The following is a 19,902-nucleotide window of genomic DNA, read 5'->3' as shown; positions in this document are numbered from 1 at the left end:
GTGCCGGACCGTTCCCGGTCCTTCGGAGCGGGTCGCCGCGCGGATTGGCGGTGCGCCCGCGGCCCGCCCCGCCACGGTGGGCGACCGGTCAGGCGGCATGCCGGGCCCGTTCGGTGATGTTGCGCGCCATGGCGTCGAAGACCACCGAGTGGAACGGCGCCACCGACCACCAGTAGGCGTGGCCGGCCAGTCCGTGCGGGTGGAACAGGGCGCGCTGGCGGTAGCGGGCGCCGCCTTCGCCGTCCGGGGAGACCCGCAGTTCGAGCCAGGCCAGGCCGGGCAGCCGCATCTCGGCCCGCAGCCGCAGCAGACGCCCGGGTTCGATCTCCTCGACCCGCCAGAAGTCGAGGGCGTCGCCGACCCGCAGGTGCTCCGGGTCGCGTCGCCCGCGCCGCAGGCCGACCCCGCCGGCCAGCCGGTCGAGGGTGCCGCGCAGCGCCCAGGCGAACGGGAGGGAGTACCAGCCGTTGTCGCCGCCGACGCCCTCGACGACCCGCCACACGGCGGCCGGGTCGGCGTCCACCCGCCGTTCCCGCAGGTCCTGGTAGAGGCTGCCGCCGGCCCAGTCGGGGTCGGTGGGCAGCGGGTCGCTGGGGGCGCCGGGCAGCGAGGCGGAGGACCACCGGGTGGTGACCCGGGCCTCGCGGATGCGGCGCAGGGCGAGTTCGAGGGCGCGGTCGAAACCGGTCAGGCCCTGCGGCGGGTCGGGGATCCAGCGGGCGACGTCGTGCTCGTGGCAGACGACCTCGTGCCGCAGCGACTCCACCAGCGGGCGGGCGAGTGGCCCGGGCACGGGGGTGACCAGGCCGACCCAGTGGCTGGACAGCGCCGGGGTGAGCACCGGCACCGGCAGGATCAGCCGTGGCGGCAGGCCGGCCGCGCGGGCGTAGCGCTGCATCATCAGCCGGTAGGTCAGCACGTCCGGTCCGCCGATGTCGAAGGCCCGGTCGACCTCGGGCGGCAGCCCGGCCGCGCCGACCAGGTAGTGGAGCACGTCGCGGACGGCGACGGGCTGGATCCGGGTGTTGACCCAGCGCGGGGTGACCATGGCGGGCAGGCGTTCGGTCAGGTAGCGGAGCATCTCGAAGGAGGCGGAGCCGGAGCCGATGATGACGGCGGCCCGCAGTTCGGCGGTGGGCACCCCGGCCTCCCGCAGCACCCGGCCGACCTCGGCACGCGAGCGCAGGTGCGGGGACAGCTCGGCCTCGGGCACCCCGGCGGGCACCAGCCCGCTGAGGTAGACGATCCGGCCGACCCCGGCCCGGGCGGCCGCGCGGGCGAAGGCGCGGGCGGCGCGGCGGTCGGTGGACTCGAAGTCCGGCCCGGTGCCGAGGGAGTGGACCAGGTAGTAGGCGACGTCGACGCCGTCGAAGGCGCCGTCCAGCGCCTCCGGCCGGGTGACGTCACCCGCGACCGCCTCCACCTCGGCGCGCCACGGCTGGTCGCGCAGCCGGCCCGGGTCGCGGGCCAGGCAGCGGACGCGGTGCCCGGCGGCGAGCAGTTCGGGGACCAGGCGGCCGCCGATGTAGCCGGTGGCGCCGGTGACCAGGCAGTGCTTGCCGGTCGGGGTCGGCTCGTCCATGGTCCGCTCCTTCGGTTCCTTCCGTACGGCGGGGTGTGCCCGGTGGGTGTGCCCGGCGGGTGTCCGGGGGCCGGGGGGGTGCCCCGGTCCTGGTCAGCGGAGCAGCGCCTCCAGGTGGTCGACGGCCGTGGCGAGGTCGCGCGGCCGCAGGGTGCCCGGTGGGCGGCGGGGGCCGGCCCAGCCCGGCCCGGCGACCAGCACCACCGGCTGGGTGCGCGCGCCCTGCGGGCCCCAGGCCGTCCGGACCACCCGTTCGACCAGGGCCCGGTCGGCGGTGCGGGTGACCTGCGACCAGAGCAGCACGGCGGGCGGGCCGGTCCGGCGCACCGCTTCGAGCAGCGCCTCGGGCGGCAGGGCGGGGCCGAACATCCGGAACGGCAGGCCGCGTTCGGCCAGCGCCGCGGCGAGCGCCTCCAGCGGGAGGGCGTGCAGTTCGGACGGCATCCCGGCGAGCAGCACGGCCGGGCCGGGCAGCGGCTCCGGCCGGTCGGCGACCCGGCGCAGCGCGGCCGCCACGTGCCAGGACAGCAGGTGCTCCACCTCGACGTAGCGCTCGCCCTCGGCGACCCACTTGCGCCCGGCCGCCCGCAGCGCCGGGGTCATCACCTCCGTCCAGGCGACGACGGCGCCGAGCTCGTCGACGCTGCGGCGCAGGATGCGGGCCACCTCGGGGGCGTCCAGCCGGACGGCGGCCCGGGCCAGGCCCCGGCACTCGGGGCGCACGGTGCCCACCGGCAGGGTGTTGCCGCCGGAGGCCGTCCCCGTCCGGGCGGTCGACCGCCCGGGCCCGGAGCCGGACCCGGAGTCGGAGCCGGTTCCAGGGCCGGACCCGGACGCCAGGGCCGTCCGGGCGGCCTCGGCGGGGTTGACGCCCCGGGCGGTGAGCCGGCACATCTCCTCCAGGACGGCCACGTCCTCCGGCTCCCAGCGGCGGTGCCGCCCGGGGGCGCGGTGGGCCGGGCCGATGCCGTAGCGGCGCTCCCAGGACCGGATGGTGGTGGGCGAGACGCCGAGCCGGCGGGCGAGGGCTCCGGTGGTCAGTCCGGCCGGGGCCGGTGCGGTCGGGGCGGTCACGGCCGCGAGCCTACGACGGGGCGCCGGGGCCCGGTCGGCCGACGCGCGCGCGGCCGGGGCGGGGGCCCGGCCGCGTCGCCGAGCTCCTCGCGCAGCCGGCCGAGGGCGTCGCGGATGCGGGTCTTGACGGTGCCCAGCGGCGCGCCGAGCGCGGCGGCGGCCTGGGTGTGGGTGCAGCCGCCGAAGTAGACCAGCAGCAGGCACTCGCGCTGGACCTCGGTCAGCCCGGCCAGCGCGTGCCGGACCGTCCGGCGCTCCAGCTCGCGCTCCAGCGCGCCCTCGACCTGCTCGGCGACCTGGTCGAAGTCCGGGGTGTAGCCGCGCAGCGCGGCGGCGCGGTCCCGGTCGGCGGCCGCCCGGGCGGAGCGGACCCGGTCGACGGCGCGGTGGTGGGCCACGGTGAGCATCCAGGTCAGCACCTCGCCCCGCTCGGGGCGGTAGCGCGGGGCCTCCCGCCAGACCTGCCAGAACGCCTCCTGGACGACCTCCTCCGCCTGCGCGCGGTCGCGCACCACCCGCAGCACCAGGCCCAGCACGGCGCCGGCGGTGGCCGCGTAGAGCTCCTCGAAGGCCCGCTCGTCGCCCCGGGCGGTCCCGGCCATCAGCACGCGCAACCGGGCCCGCCCGTCGGCGGTCCGCTCGGGTACGGCCGGTACGGCGGGTCCGGTGGGCCGCGCGGTGGGTGGCCGGTCGGTGATTGCCTGCACGTTCCGACCGTCGCGCACTCACACGCTGCACCGGTAGTCGCATCGTTTTCGCAGCGTTGCCGGCCCGGCGGGCCGTCCAGGTCAGCGGCCCCGACCGGTCAGTGCCCGTCGCGGCCGTCCCGGCCGTGGAAGATCCCCCAGCTCAACCGGCCCTGCCGGCACGCCTCCACCCAGAGCGGCAGGTTCTCCAGCAGCCCCGCGACGTAGTCCGGCCCGATGAGCCGGCGCAGCTCCGGGGCCCGGCGTTCGGTCTCCGCCACCAGGCGCAGGTAGTGGGTGAGGAGTTGCCCGCCTTCGTCGTCGAAGTCGACCCGGAGCGGGCCGAGTTCGGCGAACCGCTTCAAGTAGTAGCCGGGGGTGGCGAGTTCGGCCACCTCCAGTCGCGCCACCACCGCCCGCAGCGTCTCGGGCGCGACCCCCTCGGCGGCCATCACGTCGGTGAAGACCACCTCGCCCCCGGGCCGGAGCACCCGGGCGACCTCGGCGAGCAGCCGGTCGCGGTCGGGGCTGTGGCAGAAGGCCTCCTGCGACCAGACGACGTCGAAGTGGCCGTCCGGGAAGGGGATGTCCTGGAACGAGCCGGTGACGACCTCGATCGACCGGTCGAGCCCCTGGGCCGCGTTGACGGCCCGGTGGTGCGCGTTCTGCCGCTCGCTGATGTTGAGCGCGACCACCCGGCACCCGAAGCGCCCGGCCAGGTAGCGGGTCGCACCGCCGTACCCGGACCCGAGGTCCAGCACCGTGGCCCCGGGGCGCCCGAGCCGCCCGGCGACCTTCGCCGCCACCCGTTCCACGGTGCGCCGGGACGCCCGCGCGATGGACTCGTCCGGTTCGAGGTACGTCCCGGTGTGGATGTCCTCCCCGCCCCACACCGTGGCGTAGAAGCCGTCGACCTCGGCGCTCCCGTAGTAACGGCGCGCCGTCTCCACCGCGCCTGCGGCACCCTGCTCGGCCATGGGGTCCAACCCTTCGCTTCGCTCCGCTGTCGACTGCTGACCCTACGTCATCGAACCGTCCGACCGAAGGCATTGGCGCGGCCCGGAAATGGAGCGACTCCAGAAATCCGGCGACTACGGCTAGGCTTGATCCATGCCCACCCGCACCGACACCCCCGCCGAGACCACCTCCGGCCTGCGCGAACGCAAGCGGGAGCGGACCCGTCGCACCATCGGGGACGCGGCGTTCCGGCTGTTCGCCGCACACGGCTTCGAGGAGGTGCGGCTCACCGACATCGCGGCGGCGGCCGAGGTCGCGCCCGCGACGGTGTTCACGCACTTCCGGACGAAGGAGGAGATCTTCTTCAGCCGCCGGGCCGACTTCAACCAGGGGCTGACCGCGGCCGTGGCGGGGGCGGGCACCACCCTGGGACTGATCGCCGCCCTGGAGGCGTGCTTCCGTTCCGTCACCCGGATCGGGCTCGACGAGGACGGCCTGCCCCGGTCCCGGACCTTCGCGGGCGTGCTGCTGGCGAGCCCGGCGCTGCGCGACGCGTACCTGGTGCTGGACCGGGAGCGGCGGGAGCTGCTGCTCGCGGCGCTGACCGAGCGGGCCGCCGGCCGGACGGCCGTGGCCGACCAGGAGCTGTTCGCCGGCCTGGTGGGCGCGGTGGCCTCCGCCGCGTTCGGCGCCCGGCACCGACTGCTGGCCCAGGGGGCGCCGGTCGGGGACGTCGAAGCCGGTGTGGACGAGGTGCTGCGGCGCGGCTTCGGGCGGATCGCCACCGCCTACGCGGGGGACGCGGCCCTGGACGCGGCACATGCAGCGCCCACCGCAGTCGGATAGGAAATAGGAGGACTCTATTTATAGAGTTACTCTTCCCCCATGCCTGAGCCAGCCCCCGCACCGCGCGCACGCACCACCCCGCCCGCCGAACTGACCCAGGACGGAAGTGCGGACAGGACCTCCGCCCCGGACCGCCGGAGCTCGACCGTCCTGTGGATCGCCTGCGCCGCCCAGTTCATGGTCGTCCTCGACGTGTCGATCGTGAACGTCGCCCTGCCGCAGGTCCGCGACAGCCTCGGCCTCAGCCCGGCCGGGCTCCAGTGGATCGTCAACGCCTACACCCTCGGCTTCGCCGGGCTGCTGCTGCTCGGCGGCCGCCTCGCCGACCTGATCGGCGCCAAGCGCGCCTTCACCACCGGGCTGGCCGCCTTCACCACCGCCTCCCTGGTCTGCGGCCTGGCCGGCAACGGCCCGCTGCTGATCGCCGCCCGCGCCACCCAGGGCGTCGGCGGCGCGATGCTCGCCCCGGCCACCCTGACCCTGATCATGACCACCTTCACCGAACCCCGCGCCCGCACCCGGGCGATGGGCGCCTGGAGCGCCGTGATGGCCGCGGGCGGCGCGGCCGGCGCGGTGCTGGGCGGCGTGCTCACCCAGTACGCGGGCTGGCGCTGGGTGTTCTTCGTCAACGTGCCGATCGGCATGGTCCTGGTGGTCGCCGCCGTCCGCTCCGTCCCCGTCGGGCAGCGTCCGCGCGCCGGCCGCCGCCTGGACCTGCCCGGGGCGCTCACCGTCACCCTGGGGCTGACCCTGCTCACCTACGGCATCGTCGCCACCGAGACCCACCCGTGGGGCGCGCCCCAGGTGTGGGCCCCCGTCGCGGCCGCCCTCGCGCTGCTCACCGCGTTCGCCGTCATCGAGGCCCGCACCGCCCAGCCGCTGGTGCCGCTCACGATCCTGCGCCGCCCCGTGCTGGTCCTGGCCAACGCGACCGTGTTCGCCCTGGGGGCGGCCATGTTCGCGATGTGGTTCCTGCTCTCGCTCTACTTCCAGCAGGTCCTCCTGTGGGACCCACTGCGGGCGGGCCTGGCCTTCGTCCCCGGCGCGCTCGCGATCATCGCCGGCGCCCGGATCGCCACCCGGCTGATCGGGCGGACCGGCTCGCGCCCGCTGATGGTCCTCGGCACGGCGGTCAGCACCGCCGGGTTCGGCTGGCTGTCGCAGATCACCGCCGACGGCTCGTACACCACCGACGTCCTGCCGCCGTTCGTCCTCTGCACCCTGGGCCTGGGCCTGGCCACGATGCCGCTCACCGTCGCGGCCACCGCCGGCTCCCGGCCCGAGGAGGCCGGGCTGGCCTCGGGGCTGGTGAACACCTCACGGCAGGTCGGCGGCGCCCTCGGCCTCGCCGCGCTCGCCTCCGTCGCCTCGCACACCGCCGCCTCCCACGGCGGCACCGCGGCCCAGGCCGCCACCGCCGGCTACGGACGGGCCCTGCTCGCCGCGGCCGCCTTCACCACCGTCGCCGCACTCCTGGCCCTCGCCCTCCCGGGCCCCCGCGCGGCCCGCGGCTGAATCCCCCGGGGCGCCGCATCCCCCGGGCGCTGCATCCGCTCGCCGCGCGGCGCCGTCGACACCCTGCGTCTGCCCGCCGAACCCTGGGCGGGATGCGGAGGCCGCCGCCGGCCCCGGGCCCACGACCCCGCTTCGTCTCCTGTTCGTTGCCGCTCGGTGATCATCGTGCGGAGGGATTCCCCTACGATCGTGATCAACAGCTTGTCGATCAACGGGGGAAGATCATCATGCGCAAACTCCTGGCCACGTTCGCCGCCGTCGCCGCAGCACCTCTGCTCGCCGCCACGCTCGGCACCGGCACCGCCCACGCCGATACCAGGTCCGTCTGGGGTGAGGTCCGGTTCGCCAACGGCTACTGCCTCGACGTCTCCGGCGCCGACTTCGTCTCCGGCGCCACGGTCCAGATCTGGGGATGCAACGGCACCCAGGCCCAGCAGTGGTCGCTGTACCCGGCGGACGCCACCCACTTCCAGATCCAGGCGGCCACGAGCAACGACCACGTGCACACCCTGTGCGTGAACAACTGGGAGGGGGGCGACGTCACCGGCAACCACATGCGCCTGTACCCCTGCACCCAGGGCTCCGCGAACGACACCTGGTTCAACTGGGTCCACAAGGGCAACGGCAGGCAGATGCAGCCGAAGGTCGCCTCCGCCAACTGCCTCAACTCCTGGGGCGGGCTCTACCAGGGCGCCCAGGCCCGCTTGTTCTCCTGCTACGACAGCGCCGAGGAGAACGTCGTCTCCGCCCCGATCTTTCCGATGTAGCCCGACCACGGCAGGCCCGGCCACTCGCACGCGAGCGGCCTGACCCCAACGCGCACAACGGCCCCGTACTCCCGACCCCGGGAGCACGGGGCCTCGCCGTTGCATGCCCAGGGGCCGGTGCGGCCCGTCGCCCGGGCCGCCTATTTTGACAGTCGACTCCCATATGGGAGTCTGGTGTCATATTCGTGGTTCGGTTCTCCTGGAGGTTGGCATGGCGTGCCCGTCGTCGGCGCTGTCCCGCTCGCGGCGCTGGTGGGCACTGGCGGCCCTGGTGGCCTGCAATCTGCTGCTCGGCCTGGACGCGACGGTCCTGAACGTGGCGCTGCCCTCGATCTCGGCGGAGCTGGGTGCCACGGGCGGGCAGTTGCAGTGGATGGTGAACGGCTACCTGGTGGTGCTCGCGGCCCTGATGCTCCCGGGCGGGCTGCTGGGCGACCGCTTCGGCCGGCGGCGCGTGCTCGTCGCCGGCCTGGGGGTCTTCCTGGGCGCCTCGTTGCTGGGTGCCTCCGCCCACACGGTCTGGCCGGTCCTCGTGGCCCGTGCGCTGATGGGTGCGGGTGCCGCACTGGTCATGCCGCTGGCACTGTCCGTGCTGCCGTCCCTGTTCGGCCCGCGGGAGCGCGACCGGGCCCTCGGCGTCGTGTCGGCGGTGTCCGCGCTCGGGTTCCCGCTCGGCCCGTTGCTGGGCGGCTGGCTGGTGGAGCGGTTCTGGTGGGGCTCGGTCTTCCTGGTCAACGTGCCGCTGGCGCTCGCCGGCATCGCGGCCTGCGTGTTCCTGCTGCCGGAGAGCCGGGACCCGGCCTCGCCCCGGCTCGACGTCACCGGCGCCGCGCTGACGGTCGCGGGACTGGGCGCTCTGGTCCTCGCCCTGAACGAAGGACCCGCACGGGGCTGGGCCAGCCCTCCGGTCCTGGGCGCGGCCGCGGCCTCGGCCGTGCTGCTGGCCGCTCTGGTACGGCGCTCGCGCGGCCGGGAGCGGCCGTTGCTGGACCTGTCCCTGCTGCGGCAGCCGGAGTTCGTGTGGAGCACGGCGGCGGCCACGCTGGTCTCGTTCGTCCTGGCCGCCCTCATGTTCGCCCTGCCCCAGCACCTCCAGGACGTCCGCGGCTACGACGGCCAGGGCGCCGGACTGGCGATGCTGCCGCTGATGGCCGCCATGGCGGCCGCCCCCAGGCTGACCGGCGCGCTCACCGCCCGCTTCGGCCCACGCGCCGTGATCGGCGGCGGGCTGCTCACCCTGTCCGCCGCCACCCTCCTCGGCGCGGCCGTGGGGCAGGCTGGCGGATACCCGGCCCTGGCGCTGTGGCTGGCACTGGCCGGCCTGGGACTCGGTACGGCGATCGTGCCCGCCGTGGGTGCCGCCCTGGGCGCACTGCCCACCGAACGCGCCGGCAGCGGCTCCGGCCTGCTGACCACGCTGCGCCAGTGCGGTTCCGCGCTCGGAGTGGCGGTGCTCGGTGGCATCCTGACCAGCGTGTACGCGGCCCGGCTGGACACCGACGCCGTCCCCGCCGCCCAGGCCGTGGCGGCCCGGCAGTCCGTCGCCGCCGCCCATCTGGTGGCCGACCGCCTCACGGACGGCCGGCTGGCAGCCTCGGCCGACCGCGCCTTCACCGACGGGACGCGTGTCCTCCTGGCGGCCTGCGCGGCCGCCGCACTGACCGTCGCTCTGCTCGTGCTCCGGTTCCTGCCCGCCCCCGCACCGGCCCCCGCACCCCGACCTGGAACCACCGCCCCCGACCGAAGGACCGCCGAACGATGACCCCCGAGACCCCCACGCCAGCCACGCCCCCCACACCCGCCACGGGCACCACGGGCACCACCGGTGACCGGTCCGGGCTGCGGGAACGGAAGAAGGCCCGGACCCGGCAGGCGATCCGCCGCGCCGCCTACCGCCTGTTCGCCGAGAACGGGTACGAGGCCACCCGGGTCGAGGAGATCGCCGCCGCCGCCGAGGTCTCGCCCAGCACCGTCTTCCGCTACTTCGCCACCAAGGAGGACATCGTCCTCACCGACGAGCAGGACCCGCTCCTGGCAGCCGGACTGCGGTCCCGCCCCGCCGGCGAACCGGTCCTCGAATCCCTGCGCCACGCCGTCCTCGACACCCTGGACCACCTCCACGCCACCGACCGCACCGAACTCGTCCAGCGCACCCGCCTCGTGCGCGAGGTCCCGGTGATCCGCGGCCGCACCGCCGAACAGGCCGCACGGGACGCGGACATGCTCGCCGCTGTCCTCGCCGAACGCGCCGGACACCCCGCCGACTCCCTGCCCGTCCGCGTCATCTGCGTCGCCGTGATGGCCGCCGTCGACGAGACCCTGTGGCAGTGGGTCAGCGGCGGCCAGCAGGAAGACCTGCACGACCTCGTCGACCGGACCATGGACCTCCTCGCCAGGGGGATGACCCTCTGATCCCACGGCCACGCTCGTGGCCCCGTCCGCGCGGGCCCGCGTCAGGCGCCTCCGACGGTAGAGGCCAGTACGATGCAGCCGGGATTTCCGGCCGACCCGTTCGTCCTGAGAAAAATGGATTGCCTTGGGGCCGGAGCTCACGTTGGCTGGGCAACATGGCTGAACTGCGTACCGACCGCCTCATCCTTCGTCGATGGGAAGAATCCGACCTTGAACCGTGGGCGGCGATGAATGCTGATCTCGAGGTTCGCGAGCACTTGGGGGACCAGCTCACCCGTGAACAGAGCGACGCCTCCGTGGCGCGGTTCCAGGCCGAGTTCGACCGGCGAGGCTACGGATGGTGGGCGGTCGAGGTGCGGGCCACGGGCGAGTTCGTCGGCTTCGCGGGCTTGGACCAGGTGGATGACGGTCTGCCGTTCACCGGGGTGGAGATCGGTTGGAGGCTCGCCCGCTCGGCCTGGGGCCACGGTTACGCCACCGAGGCCGCCCTCGCCGGCCTGGCCTTCGGCTTCGACACGCTCGAACTCCCCGAGATCCTCGCGGTGACGACTGCGACCAACCTCCGTTCCCAGGCAGTGATGCGCCGGATCGGCATGACCCGAGACCCGGCTGACGATTTCGAGGACACCACCGCGCCCGAAGGGCCGCTGCGTCCGAACGTGCTGTACCGCATCGCCCGTGACGTGAGGGTCTGACCCTCTCGGTTTGGAGGCTCGGCCCTCGGCTCTGTGGCCTGGTCGCTCGGTCGGGCCGCAGCAGGGCGGTGGCCCGACCAGGGGGTCGCCGCCGGGAGCCTGGCGCTGCCCAGCACGGCCGGGCCGATGAAGGACGGACTCGTGGGGAAGACCTGGCGCTCGACGTGGTCGACGACGAATCCGGCCGCCCGGATCGAGTCGAGCGTCGGACGGTTGCACTCGCAGCAGACCACCAGCCGGTTCAGCCAGTTCATCCGGTCCTGGTGGCGGGCCGCCTTCGGGTCCTCCGAGCGCATGTGCTCCAGGAAGAGCAGCCGCCCGCCGGGGCGCAGCACCCGGCCGAGCTGGCGCAGTGCCCGCTGCTGGTCGCTCACCCCGCAGAGCACCAGCGTGGACACGACGACGTCGAAGCTGTCGTCCTCGAACGGAAGGTCCTCGGCCGGGGCCCGCAGGACCGTGGTGCGCGGAGCCCGCTCCGCGGCGTGGCGCTCCAGCCGGCGGACCATCGCCGGTTCGGGCTCGGTGACCGTCAGCGACTCCACGCCGTCGCCGTAGAGGGCGAGGTTGGCCCCGGTGCCGCCGCCGATTTCGAGCACCCGGCCGCCGGCCTCGGCGATCAACCGGCGGCGCAGGTCGGTCAGGCCCTGGCGCTCGGCCTTGGCCATCATCCGGTCGTAGGTCACCGCGAACAGTGTGCTTCTGACGCCCATGACTGCCTCGCTCCACGGTCCGATGTTCTGCCTCGACGGTTCTGCCTCGACGGTTCTGCCTCGACGCTAGGCCCGTGCCGTGCCCGGCACATGGGGCGGATGCCTCATCTTCGACATCTTCCTCCGGGCCGTCGTTTCCGGAGCCGGCCCCGCTCTCAGAGCAGACCGTGCTGCACCGCGAAGAGGCAGGCCGAGGCCCGGGTCGAGGTCCCGATCTTGGCGTAGATGTGCTCGATGTGGTTGCGCGCGGTCTTGGGCGAGATCACCAGCCGTGCGGCGATCTCCTTGCTGGAGCAGCCGCGGGCCAGCAGCCGCAGCACGTCGATCTCCCGGGTGGTCAGGCCCGCGGGCCCGGCGCCGCGCCGGGGCGTGCGGTGCCCGGCGGCCGCGAGGACCCCGGCGACCGCCTCGCCGTCCAGGCGTCCGGCGGCGACCTCGGCGTGCAGCTGCGCGGCGGCCTCCGCCGCCCGGAGCGCCGCCCGGTGCGGGCGCGGCTCGGTCATCGACCGGTACGCGTCCGCGACGCCCAGGATCCGGCTCGGCCAGGAGATCGCGCCGCCCGCGAGCCCGCGCGGGTAGCCGGAGCCGTCCAGCCGTTCGCGGTACTGCACGGCGACCTCGCCCAGGGGCGCGAGCGCCGGGGACTGCCGGAGCATCCGCTCCGTCAGATAGGGCTGCAGCCGGACCCGTTCCCACTCCCCCGCGCCCAGCGGTCCCGGTTTGTCCCAGATCGCGTTGGAGACGCCGAGGCGGCCCAGGCCGTGCACCAGGCCGGCCCGGCGCAGCGTCGTCACCTCGGCCGGACCCATCCGCAGCCCGAGCGCCGCCGCCTCGGCCAGCTCCGCCACGGCACGGCCGTGGCCCAGCGTGTACGGGGACTTCAGATCCACGAAGTCGGCGACCGCGAGCAGCACCGCGTCGAACTCCTCCTCCCCGAGCCGCATGCCGAGCGCGGGCTCGGCCCCGATCACCGCCTCCCAGGTACGGACCGTGTCCAGCCCGCCCACGATCTCCTCGGGCTCCCGGCAGAACTCGGCCGTGAGCCCGGGATCGAACTGCGTCCCCGCCCGACGCCTGGCCAGCGCCGTGGCCGCGCCGGTCCCGCCGATCCGGTGTGCCACCTCGACGTACTCGGACAGCTGAGCCAGCCGGGAGGGCAGCGGCACGGCCTCGCCCTTGCGCTCTCCCGGCCAGCCGCGCCCGTCCCACTGCTCGTACGAACAGGCCACCGCCTCCTGCACGGCGTCCGGCAGACCGAGCCGGCGGGCGAGCTCGCGGGCCAGCGCCGAGTGCGAGCTGATCATCCCGTTCATCTCGCGGAACCCGCCGAGCGTGAACTCCAGGCCGACCCGGAACCGGTGCAGCGGCGGGTTGCCCGATCCGATCAACCGCAGCGTCGCCGCCGCGCCCGCCAGACTGCGCTGCTCGTGGGCGTACTTGCCGGACTTCAACGTGATGTCGTCGCCGAACCACTTCGCCTGCTCGTGCGCGTCCGAATGGCAGCCGACGTTGACCAGCAACGCTGTGTAGTAGACGACCAACCGGGTGTCGTCGTCCAGGCCGAGCCGCTCGGCCAGTCGCAACGCGATCAGGCACTGGCGCAGCACGTGCTCCATCGGCTGGCCGAACCCGAGGTCCACGCCCAGGGAGAGCGCGGCCACCAGCTCCGCCAGACGCACCCCCGCTCCGCCCGTCGCGCGGCTCGTCACCATCACCACGCTACGCCCCCACGCGCCCTGATCTCGATCGGTGGAGGAAGCCCGGTCTCCTACCGGGCCCGGCCCCGTACAGTCCTCGCATGACCGACACCACGCCGTGGCGCGAGATCCAACGCACGACCGTCTTCGAGAAGTTCGGCCGGGCCGTCGATCAGGTCCACTTCGAGATGCCGGACGGACAGCAGGAGGAGTTCCACCTCAAACGCGAGCGTCCGGGCGCCGCCGTGCTCGCGCTCACCCCTGACCGGCAGGTCATCCTGGCCCGCCAGTACCGCCCCGGGCCCGACCGCGTGCTGCACGAACTTCCCGGGGGCGTCATCGATCCCGGTGAACGGGCCATGGACGCCATCGGCCGTGAACTGCTGGAGGAGACCGGCTACCAGGGCACCATCACCGAGGCCGGTTCCTACTGGCACGACGCCTACTCCACCATCCGCCGCTACGCCTTCCTCGCCACCGACTGCGTGCGCGTCGCCGAACCGGACCCCGAGCGCACGGAGTTCATCGACGTGGTCACCCTCCCCCTCCAGGAGTTCCGCGACCGCGTGCTCCGCCGGGGTGCGATGACCGACACGGCGGCGGCCTACCTCGCCCTCGACCGCCTTCGGATCCTCTGACCGGCGGGCGGGGCAGCCGACTTCGTGCCGCCGACAGCCCCGCCACGCCCGGTGGGCCGGGCTCAGGCGGTCAGGCGGTCAGCCGGTCAACTGGGCCTGGAAGACGGCGCTGTTGAAGTACGCCCTGGCCTCCCGGATGAGGCCGGTGTCGTCCAGTTCGTAGACGTTGATGCCGGACCAGTTGACCGGCTTGCCGTCCAGGGCGACGGCGGCGCCGCGCCAGGAGACGGCGACGTGGTGGCCGACGGTGTGGGCCTCCAGGGGCGTGAGGCCGAGGAAGGGCCGGAAGTTGGGCAGCACGGAGGCGATGAACTCGTGGATCGCTGCGCGTCCGGTGATCGGCGCGGTGCCGACGGGGTCGTGGAAGACGCCGTTCTCGGCGAAGGCGGCCGCCCAGGCGTCGGCGTCGCCGTCCTGGGAGGCGCGGAAGAACTGGAGGACGGCGGCGGGCATGGCGGGGAAGGTCATGGAAGGTCCTTTCGGATGGTGGAGCGGGAGGGTCGGGGGCGTGGCAGCGGCGGAGGCCCGGCGGCCGTTCACCCGGCCTCGGCCGGGGGCGTCGACGGTGTGTCCGTACGGCCGGGTCGACGCAGTCGGGCGGCGAGGGCGACGGCCGCGGCGAGGGCGATGAGGGCGCACACCCCCGGCCAGCCGTAGCGGGCGTGGACCCGGATGCCCAGCCAGGATCCGGCGCTGCCGCCGAGGAACGAGCAGGTCATGTAGGCGGTGTTCAGTCGGCTCCGGGCCGCCGGGTTCAGGGCGAAGATCCGGGCCTGGTTGGCGACCTGGCTGCACTGCACCGCCACGTCCAGCAGCAGGAGGCCGACGACGAGCCCGGCCAGGCCGATCGCTCCGCCCGCCGCGCCCGCGGTGAGCACGGCGGCCGCGGCGAGGGTGGCCGCGATGCACCAGCCGTTCACCCGGTCCGGGCCGTGCCGGTCGACCCAGCGGCCGGCGGCCGGGGCGCAGAACATGCTGGCCGCGCCGATCAGGGCCAGCAGGCCGACCGCCTGGGCGCCCATCCGGTAGTGGGGCCCGGTGAGCAGCAGGGCGAGTGCCGTCCAGGCGGCGCTGAACCCGGCGAAGAGGGTGGCCTGGTAGAGCGCGGAGCGGCGCAGGGCCGGCTCGGTGCGGAGCATCCGTACGGTGTCGGCGAGCAGCGCCGGGTACCGCTCGCGGGTGGCGGGCGCGGTGCTGGGCAGGGCCAGGGCGAGGACGAGCGCGAGCAGGCCGGTGAGCCCGGCGGCGACCAGGTAGGGGGCGCGCCAGCCGAGGTGGTCGCCGAGCACGCCGCCGAAGGTGCGGGCCAGCAGGATCCCGCCGATCAGGCCGCCCTGGAGGGTGCCGATCACGGCGCCGCGCCGGTCGGGTGCGACCAGGCCGGCCGCCAGGGGCAGCAGCAGTTGCGGGACGACCGTGGCCAGGCCGACGACGGCACCGGCGGCGAGCAGGAGACCGCTGCTCGGGGCGAGCCCGGCGGCGAGCAGTGCGCAGCCCGTCACGGCCAGCAGCACGCTGATCAACGGGCGGCGGGGCAGCCGGTCGCCGAGCGGGACGAGCAGGAAGATCCCGGCGGCGTACCCGAGTTGGGTGACCGTGGCCACGCCCGCCGCCGCGCCCGGCGCGATGCCGAAGCCGTCGGCGACGAGCGGGGCGAGGGCCTGCGGGAAGTAGACGTTCGCCACGCTGACGCCGCAGGCCAGCGCCATCACCAGCGGCATCCGCCGACCCAGCTCGGCGGGCGGCGACGGAACGGGCGCAGGTGGGACGGGCGCACGCGAGGTAGGCGCGGGCGAGGCGGGCACGAGCGAGGTAGGCGCGGGCGGACCGGTCCTGGGCATCACCACTCCATTCGAACGAACCAGTTGGTTCGGAAGCTCGGGGAGAGCGTCGCAGACCGCCGCGGGATCGTCAAACGAACCGGTTCGTTACCATCGCTCCATGGCCTACGACTCGACGGCGACCAAAGAGCGGATCCTCACGGCGGCGGCCGCCGAATTCGCCGCCCACGGCGTCGCCGGCGCCCGGGTGGACCGCATCGCCGCCCAGGCCCGGGCCAACAAGCGGGCGATCTACGACTACTTCGGCGACAAGGACAAGCTCTTCGCCGCCGTCCTCGAACGCCTGATGGCCGACCTCGCCGAGGCCGTCCCGCCCGGCGACGACGACCTGCCCGCCTACGCCGAGCGCCTCTTCGACTACCACCGCGCCCACCCCGAGGCGCTGCGGCTGCTCATGTGGGAGGCCCTCGAACTCGGCGACGGGCCCGTCCCCGGCGAGGAGGCCCGCACCCGCCACTACCAGGACAAGCTCCAGGCCGCCCAGGGCAGCGGCGACCCCCGCACCCGCCTGTTCTTCGCCCTCGGCCTGGTCGGCTGGAGCCTGGCCATGCCCCAGCTCCGCCGCATGGTCCTCGGCCCCGACCACAGTCTGGACGAGCTCCGCTCCGACATCGCCCGCGCCGTCGGGACCCTCCCCGCCCCGGGCACGCCGGCCGAGCAGGCGTAGCCCGGCGCCCAACCCCCGCAGCGGGCCGCTGGGACGATCTTCGCCGCCCCGCCCCGCCCTCACTTCGACACCGCACCACCCGGTGTCGCCCGCCGGGTGACCTTCACGCCGGGCAGCGGGGCGGCGGCCGAGGTCCGGACCGACGACGGTGGGGCGCCGCAGCGGTGCGGGGCGCGGGGGGCCGGGGTGAGCTGCCAACACCCCCTGAAACGGTCGGAGTTGTGCACTCCGATCGCGCGGTGGAAGCCGAAGGCGGCCGCCGCGAGCAGCAGTACGGCGGTGACGGTCAGCAGGATGCGGGCGCGCACGGACAACCCGGCGGTCGGCACGGACAAGGCCACTCCCGGTCTCGATTTCACCGGAATGGTCTCAACCAATCGCCGAACTCCGCAGCGATTCGGGCAAGTTGCCTGTCAGGTCCAGCTCAGCGGCAGGGTCGGTCACGGCCGCGGCCGGCGGCGGCCGCACCCCGGACGGGGGAAGGGCAAGGGGCCCGCCCGGACTTCTCCGAGCGGGCCCCCTCGGCTTTCTCCCGTCGTCAGCCGACGGTGACGGTGAACGGACCGGCCAGCACCGAGTAGCCGTCGTTGGCCAGGAGGTACGCGTCGTACCGGCCCGCGCCGCCGAGCTTGCCGCTGGCGAACGTGAGGGCGCCGCTCTGGTTCGGGGCGTAGGACCAGGTGAGCGAGGAGCGGGAGCCCGGGGTGACGCCCGCCGGGTAGAAGCCGATCCAGTTCTTGGCACCGGCCTGGGCGGCGGTGGGCAGGGCGTAGCGCAGGGTGAGGTTGCCGCCGGCGGCAACCGCGTTGAGGTCGCCGGTCAGGGTCGGGCCGGTCGCGGTGGACGGCGCGAAGGCGGCGTTCAGCGGCGTCGCGTAGGTGTCGTTGGCGGTCAGACCGGGCAGCCCGAGGGCGGACTCGAAGGTCCGGCCGATGCTGTAGTGGTCGTAGTGCAGCGGGCTGCTGGTCCCGGCCGGAACGGTGCCCTGGGAGCCGACGACGACGGTGGCCAGGTGGTTGTAGCCCTCGTTCTGGCTCTCGTCCCAGGTCAGCACGAGCAGCGAGCGCTGCTGGGTCCAGGCCGGGGAGGACAGCACCGGGGCGAGGGTCTGCTGCAGCCAGCCGTCCTGGGTCTTGAGGCTGGTGGCGCTGCCGTTGCCGGAGGCCTCGCCGTCGTAGTAGTCGTCGGCGGCGATCCAGGAGAAGTTCGGCGTGGTGGCCGCCGACTTGAGGTCGGTGGTCAGCTGCGAGGTGTCGAACAGGTGGGCCGCGCAGCGGGCCGGGTTGCCGCTGATGTCGGTGTAGTTGATGAACGGCGCGTCGTCGGGCATGTAGGAGCTGTCGTAGGCCTTGGTGGTGTTGCAGGGCGTGCCCATGCCCTGCTCGTAGGCCTTCCAGGTCTTGCCGGCGTCCTCGATGGTGTCGCCGAGGTTGCGCTGCGGGGAGTTGATGTTGGGCCAGTAGGTGGCGCCCTTGGTGTAGGTGTCGCCGCCCGCGATCGCCAGGTAGTTCTCGTCGCTGGGGTGGTAGACGCCGTGCGAGTCGGTGAGGGTGGCGCCCTGGGACATCAGGCTGTGGATGAACGGGGTGTCCGCCGGGTCGTTCATGATCTGGGCGTAGTCGGTGTTCTCCATCATCACGGTGAACACGTGGTCGTAGCCCGGCACTCGGGAGGCCGGCGGGGCGATCGGCGCGGGCGCGGCGACCGGGGTGTCGAGGGTGAGCGAGAGGTTGTCCAGGTAGCCGGTCTCGTTCGCGGTGGAGAGGAACTGCACCTCGACCTGGATCGAGCGGGTCCCGGCCGGGACGGCGCCGGTGGCGTTGCGGGAGAGGAACTTGGTGCCCAGGCCGCGGTCGGTCGCGGAGACGGTGGGCAGCTTGGCGGTGGCGCCGATCGGGTTGCCGCCGGCGTCCTGGAAGTGCAGGCTCACCGCGGCGTAGCCGCCGTACGTGGTCCAACCGCCCAGCCAGCCCGCCAGGTTGTAGTGCACGCCGGCGCCGTCGATCGCGGTGGCCGCCGAGGAGACGTCGACGGTCTGGCTCATCGAGCCGTCCCCGAAGTTGCCCGGTGCGAAGAAGGCCTTGCCGGCGGTCTGCCCGTCGCCCGGCAGGCCGAAGGAGCCGACCGTGGAGCACATCACGTCGATCCCGCCGGCCTGGACGGTCCAGCCCGGGACGGTGGTGGCGGCGCTCCAGTCGTTGGTGCAGTAGCCGCCGGCCTCGGCGTCGCCGTTGACGATCAGGTTGCCGCTGCCGCCCGCCGCCTGGGCGCCGGCGGGGGCGCCGACGACCAGTGCGCCGACGAGCGGGAGGGTGGCGAGCAGTCCGCCGAAGGGGCTCCAGCGAAGTCGCATGGGGGGTACCTCGTCCCGTGTGGTTGCGTGAGGGTGGGTGCCCGGTGGCGGTGCACCACGGGCGGGACACAGAAGTACCGGTTCCACGCCGCCCGGGGAAGGGCGCGCGGGCGAACACGGGCCGAACTTGGTCAGACAACTTCGCGCAGCGGGCCCCGCACCGCCCTCCCGGGAGCGGCCGACGGACGGTCCGTCGCAGCTCCGGGGGGGGGCGGTCGGGGCCCGGTGGCCTCGCGCGCAGGACGTCAGGAACGGGACGCCGAGAAGCGGGCCTCAGGAACGGGACACCAGGAACCGGACGTCAGGAACTGGACGTCAGGAACGGGTGAAGGTCCCGAGGCCGTCCACGTCCAGCTGCTCGACGACCACCTTGGCGGCCCGCCCGTCGCCGCCGACCGTGAAGGTCACCCCGGACAGGCCGACCGCGTTCTCGCCCTTGCTGGCGAAGCTGAACACGTCGCCGTCGAAGTGCGTCAGCGGGTACCGCAGCCCGGCGGGACCCACCGTCATCACCAGCCCGCCGTCCTGCTCGCCGACGGTCAGCGTCCCGTAGTAGCCGCTGCCGTACGTCCCGGTGTAGGCGGAGTTCGGCTTGGCCGGGGCGGCTCCGGCCGGGGGCTTGGCGTAGTCGGTCTTCGAGACGGGGCTCGCCGCGGCGGCGGGGACCACCTTGCCGAGGAAGGACAGCCAGTCGACCGTCTCGCGACCGTTCTGGGCGAGGTCGAAGAACTCCTCGGCGACCGCCTCCGGGAGGCCGGTCGGCTGGCCGTTGGTCAGCACCACGATCCCCAGCTGCTCGGAGGGCAGCAGGGTCACCGTGGTCGCCGCGCCCAGCTCGAAGCCGCCGGAGTGGTTCAGCCGCAACCGCCCCTCGGGGTCGGTGTTCACGTTCCAGCCGAGGCCGTAGAAGCCCGCGGTGGCGGCCGGCGCCCTCGGCGGGCTGTTGACGTAGTGCGGGGTGCGGGTCTCGTTCAGGGCCGCCGGGTCGATCACCGCCCGGCCCTCGAACTTCCCGTCGGCGAGCTGCAACCGCATCCAGCGGGCGAGGTCCTGCACGGTGGAGCTCACCCCGCCGGCCGGGGACTGCGAGTCGGCGTTCTCGGTGGTGCTGACCTGCCAGCCGCCGTCCGTCTTCACGTGCGGCGCCGCCTTGTTGCCCGCGGCGTCGTAGTCGGAGCGCCGGGAGCTGGTGGAGCCCATCCCCAGCGGCTTGTAGAGGACGTCCGCCGCGAGGTCCTCCCAGGCCACCCCCTTGGCCTTGGCGACGGCCACCGCCGCCTCGGTCAGGCCGTAGTTGGTGTAGGCGTAGGTCGCCCGGAACGGGCTGAGCGGCTGGTCGCGCAGGTGCTGGACGATGTAGTCGCGCTGGTAGCCGAGGTCCTCCAGCAGGTCGCCAGCGTGGTCGGGCAGGCCGCTGCGGTGCGAGAACAGGTCGGCGATCGTCACGTGGTCCGTCACGTAC

Annotated in this window: 18 protein-coding genes and 1 pseudogene; 8 read left to right on the top strand and 11 right to left on the bottom strand. The window is 74.2% G+C overall.

What is annotated here, in order from left to right:
- Positions 1-88 precede the first annotated feature (88 nt).
- The 4 genes from ACFXPX_RS28275 to ACFXPX_RS28260 form a co-directional block, all read right to left on the bottom strand.
- Positions 89-1,582, bottom strand: a complete 1,494-nt coding sequence (locus tag ACFXPX_RS28275) for an SDR family oxidoreductase (RefSeq protein WP_380523370.1) — start codon at positions 1,580-1,582, stop codon at positions 89-91.
- Between the two features lie 93 nt (positions 1,583-1,675).
- Entirely contained in the window at positions 1,676-2,656 is a 981-nt protein-coding gene (locus tag ACFXPX_RS28270; protein WP_380643950.1) for a MerR family transcriptional regulator, read from the bottom strand.
- Positions 2,653-3,354, bottom strand: a complete 702-nt coding sequence (gene sigK / locus ACFXPX_RS28265) for an ECF RNA polymerase sigma factor SigK (RefSeq protein ID WP_380588199.1) — start codon at positions 3,352-3,354, stop codon at positions 2,653-2,655. The genes ACFXPX_RS28270 and sigK overlap by 4 nt, the downstream gene beginning before the upstream one ends.
- Positions 3,355-3,461: 107 nt before the next feature.
- Positions 3,462-4,319 carry a methyltransferase domain-containing protein gene (locus tag ACFXPX_RS28260; protein ID WP_380643949.1) on the bottom strand — a complete coding sequence of 286 codons (858 nt, stop codon included), beginning with the start codon at positions 4,317-4,319 and terminating at the stop codon, positions 3,462-3,464.
- Between the two features lie 133 nt (positions 4,320-4,452).
- Here ACFXPX_RS28260 and ACFXPX_RS28255 point away from each other — a divergent pair, with 133 nt between their 5' ends.
- The 6 genes from ACFXPX_RS28255 (at position 4,453) to ACFXPX_RS28230 (ending at position 10,534) form a co-directional block, all read left to right on the top strand.
- The gene (locus ACFXPX_RS28255) at positions 4,453-5,145 is read left to right on the top strand and encodes a TetR/AcrR family transcriptional regulator (protein WP_380523373.1); all 693 of its coding nucleotides are present in this window, start codon (positions 4,453-4,455) and stop codon (positions 5,143-5,145) included.
- A gap of 39 nt (positions 5,146-5,184) precedes the next feature.
- Entirely contained in the window at positions 5,185-6,660 is a 1,476-nt protein-coding gene (locus ACFXPX_RS28250) for an MFS transporter (protein ID WP_380643948.1), read from the top strand.
- 227 nt (positions 6,661-6,887) lie between these two features.
- Complete coding sequence (locus ACFXPX_RS28245; RefSeq protein ID WP_380396498.1) at positions 6,888-7,427, top strand: RICIN domain-containing protein; 540 nt, start codon at positions 6,888-6,890, stop codon at positions 7,425-7,427.
- A 211-nt stretch (positions 7,428-7,638) separates the two neighbouring features.
- Positions 7,639-9,189, top strand: a complete 1,551-nt coding sequence (locus ACFXPX_RS28240) for an MFS transporter (protein ID WP_380643947.1) — start codon at positions 7,639-7,641, stop codon at positions 9,187-9,189.
- A complete protein-coding gene (locus ACFXPX_RS28235; protein WP_380643946.1) occupies positions 9,186-9,839 on the top strand; it encodes a TetR/AcrR family transcriptional regulator in 654 nt (217 codons plus the stop codon). The genes ACFXPX_RS28240 and ACFXPX_RS28235 overlap by 4 nt, the downstream gene beginning before the upstream one ends.
- Positions 9,840-9,994: 155 nt before the next feature.
- Positions 9,995-10,534: a GNAT family N-acetyltransferase gene (locus ACFXPX_RS28230; RefSeq protein WP_380643945.1), complete on the top strand. Its 540-nt coding sequence runs from the start codon at positions 9,995-9,997 to the stop codon at positions 10,532-10,534.
- A gap of 263 nt (positions 10,535-10,797) precedes the next feature.
- Here the strand turns inward: ACFXPX_RS28230 and ACFXPX_RS28225 are convergent.
- Positions 10,798-11,199, bottom strand: a pseudogene (locus ACFXPX_RS28225) (class I SAM-dependent methyltransferase); the annotation flags it as partial.
- Between the two features lie 200 nt (positions 11,200-11,399).
- Positions 11,400-12,923, bottom strand: coding sequence for an HD domain-containing phosphohydrolase (locus ACFXPX_RS28220; protein ID WP_380643944.1), 1,524 nt, complete (start codon positions 12,921-12,923; stop codon positions 11,400-11,402).
- 119 nt (positions 12,924-13,042) lie between these two features.
- Between ACFXPX_RS28220 and ACFXPX_RS28215 the strand changes: the two genes are divergently transcribed.
- On the top strand, positions 13,043-13,579 hold the full coding sequence (locus ACFXPX_RS28215; RefSeq protein WP_380643943.1) for an NUDIX hydrolase: 537 nt from the start codon (positions 13,043-13,045) through the stop codon (positions 13,577-13,579).
- A 78-nt stretch (positions 13,580-13,657) separates the two neighbouring features.
- Here the strand turns inward: ACFXPX_RS28215 and ACFXPX_RS28210 are convergent, their stop codons facing one another.
- A complete protein-coding gene (locus tag ACFXPX_RS28210) occupies positions 13,658-14,047 on the bottom strand; it encodes a nuclear transport factor 2 family protein (protein WP_380588137.1) in 390 nt (129 codons plus the stop codon).
- A gap of 68 nt (positions 14,048-14,115) precedes the next feature.
- Positions 14,116-15,300, bottom strand: a complete 1,185-nt coding sequence (locus ACFXPX_RS28205; RefSeq protein ID WP_380588134.1) for an MFS transporter — start codon at positions 15,298-15,300, stop codon at positions 14,116-14,118.
- A gap of 220 nt (positions 15,301-15,520) precedes the next feature.
- Here ACFXPX_RS28205 and ACFXPX_RS28200 point away from each other — a divergent pair, with 220 nt between their 5' ends.
- Positions 15,521-16,087, top strand: coding sequence for a TetR family transcriptional regulator (locus ACFXPX_RS28200; protein ID WP_380530709.1), 567 nt, complete (start codon positions 15,521-15,523; stop codon positions 16,085-16,087).
- Between the two features lie 59 nt (positions 16,088-16,146).
- Here the strand turns inward: ACFXPX_RS28200 and ACFXPX_RS28195 are convergent, their stop codons facing one another.
- The 3 genes from ACFXPX_RS28195 to ACFXPX_RS28185 form a co-directional block, all read right to left on the bottom strand.
- Positions 16,147-16,422, bottom strand: a complete 276-nt coding sequence (locus ACFXPX_RS28195; RefSeq protein WP_380530712.1) for a hypothetical protein — start codon at positions 16,420-16,422, stop codon at positions 16,147-16,149.
- A 203-nt stretch (positions 16,423-16,625) separates the two neighbouring features.
- Positions 16,626-18,440: an alkaline phosphatase family protein gene (locus ACFXPX_RS28190; RefSeq protein WP_380643942.1), complete on the bottom strand. Its 1,815-nt coding sequence runs from the start codon at positions 18,438-18,440 to the stop codon at positions 16,626-16,628.
- A gap of 315 nt (positions 18,441-18,755) precedes the next feature.
- The coding region (locus ACFXPX_RS28185) for a serine hydrolase (protein ID WP_380643941.1) at positions 18,756-19,902 on the bottom strand (1,147 nt) is incomplete at its 5' end.

This window comes from Kitasatospora sp. NPDC059146, assembly GCF_042786665.1.
GTDB lineage: Bacteria > Actinomycetota > Actinomycetes > Streptomycetales > Streptomycetaceae > Kitasatospora.
The sequence above is the reverse complement of the archived record's forward strand: the minus strand, read 5'-3'. Positions and strand labels throughout refer to the sequence as shown.

Bases quoted from the DNA above. Each gene is read 5' to 3' on its own strand.
- ACFXPX_RS28275 (WP_380523370.1), bottom strand. From the start codon at position 1,582: ATGGACGAGCCGACCCCGACCGGCAAGCACTGCCTGGTCACCGGCGCC.
- ACFXPX_RS28260 (WP_380643949.1), bottom strand. From the start codon at position 4,319: ATGGCCGAGCAGGGTGCCGCAGGCGCGGTGGAGACGGCGCGCCGTTAC.
- ACFXPX_RS28255 (WP_380523373.1), top strand. From the start codon at position 4,453: ATGCCCACCCGCACCGACACCCCCGCCGAGACCACCTCCGGCCTGCGC.
- ACFXPX_RS28250 (WP_380643948.1), top strand. From the start codon at position 5,185: ATGCCTGAGCCAGCCCCCGCACCGCGCGCACGCACCACCCCGCCCGCC.
- ACFXPX_RS28245 (WP_380396498.1), top strand. From the start codon at position 6,888: ATGCGCAAACTCCTGGCCACGTTCGCCGCCGTCGCCGCAGCACCTCTG.
- ACFXPX_RS28240 (WP_380643947.1), top strand. From the start codon at position 7,639: ATGGCGTGCCCGTCGTCGGCGCTGTCCCGCTCGCGGCGCTGGTGGGCA.
- ACFXPX_RS28235 (WP_380643946.1), top strand. From the start codon at position 9,186: ATGACCCCCGAGACCCCCACGCCAGCCACGCCCCCCACACCCGCCACG.
- ACFXPX_RS28230 (WP_380643945.1), top strand. From the start codon at position 9,995: ATGGCTGAACTGCGTACCGACCGCCTCATCCTTCGTCGATGGGAAGAA.
- ACFXPX_RS28215 (WP_380643943.1), top strand. From the start codon at position 13,043: ATGACCGACACCACGCCGTGGCGCGAGATCCAACGCACGACCGTCTTC.
- ACFXPX_RS28210 (WP_380588137.1), bottom strand. From the start codon at position 14,047: ATGACCTTCCCCGCCATGCCCGCCGCCGTCCTCCAGTTCTTCCGCGCC.
- ACFXPX_RS28205 (WP_380588134.1), bottom strand. From the start codon at position 15,300: ATGCCGCTGGTGATGGCGCTGGCCTGCGGCGTCAGCGTGGCGAACGTC.
- ACFXPX_RS28200 (WP_380530709.1), top strand. From the start codon at position 15,521: ATGGCCTACGACTCGACGGCGACCAAAGAGCGGATCCTCACGGCGGCG.
- ACFXPX_RS28190 (WP_380643942.1), bottom strand. From the start codon at position 18,440: ATGCGACTTCGCTGGAGCCCCTTCGGCGGACTGCTCGCCACCCTCCCG.